The organism is Streptomyces sp. SP17BM10 (assembly GCF_036322405.1).
In the GTDB taxonomy this organism is placed as follows: domain Bacteria; phylum Actinomycetota; class Actinomycetes; order Streptomycetales; family Streptomycetaceae; genus Kitasatospora.
On record NZ_JAQYXB010000197.1, the window covers coordinates 1 to 741 of the forward strand.

Here is a 741-nt window from a genome sequence, read left to right on the forward strand (position 1 = left end):
CCCTGGGTGGTGTCCGCCACGTGCGAAGCGGCGTTGGACGCCCAGGTCGCGCGCCTGACGGAGCTGGATGAACTCCAGGCCGCCGATGTGGCGTTCACCCTGGCCGGGCGGACGGCCTTCCCGCACCGCGCGGTGCTCGTGAACGGCGTCGAGCTCGTCCGTGGTACGGCGGCCGACGGCAAGAACGCGTTCCTCTTTTCCGGCCAGGGCTCGCAACGCCTGGGCATGGGAGAGGAGTTGCACGCCCGCTTCCCAGTGTTCGCCGACGCCTTCGACGCCGTCTGCGCGGCGCTGGACGCGCACCTCGAGCAGCCCCTCCGCAGCGTCGTGTGGGGTTCGGATGCGGAGCTGCTGAATCAGACTGCGTATGCCCAGGCCGGGTTGTTCGCCGTCGAGGTGGCGCTGTACCGGCTGGTCGAATCGCTGGGCGTCCGGGCGGAGTTCGTGGCGGGGCACTCGATCGGTGAGGTGGCTGCGGCGCACGTGGCGGGAGTGTTCAGCCTGGCTGACGCCTGCGCCCTGGTGGCGGCGCGTGGCCGTCTGATGCAGGCGTTGCCGGCGGGTGGTGTGATGCTGGCGGTGCAGGCGACGGAGGACGACGTCCTGCCGTTGCTGGGCGAGTTCGTGTCGATCGCCGCGATCAACGGTCCGCGGTCGGTCGTCGTGTCCGGGGCGGAGGAGGCTGTCGCGGCGATCGAGGCGCACTTCGCCGAGCGCAGGACGACGCGGCTTCGGGTCTCG

Annotated in this window: 1 protein-coding gene; it reads left to right on the forward strand. The window is 71.3% G+C overall.

The window, feature by feature from the left end; all coding sequences use genetic code 11:
* Positions 1 to 741, forward strand: a 741-nt coding sequence (locus PUR71_RS00655) for an acyltransferase domain-containing protein (RefSeq protein WP_329924299.1), incomplete at both ends; no start/stop codon positions are given.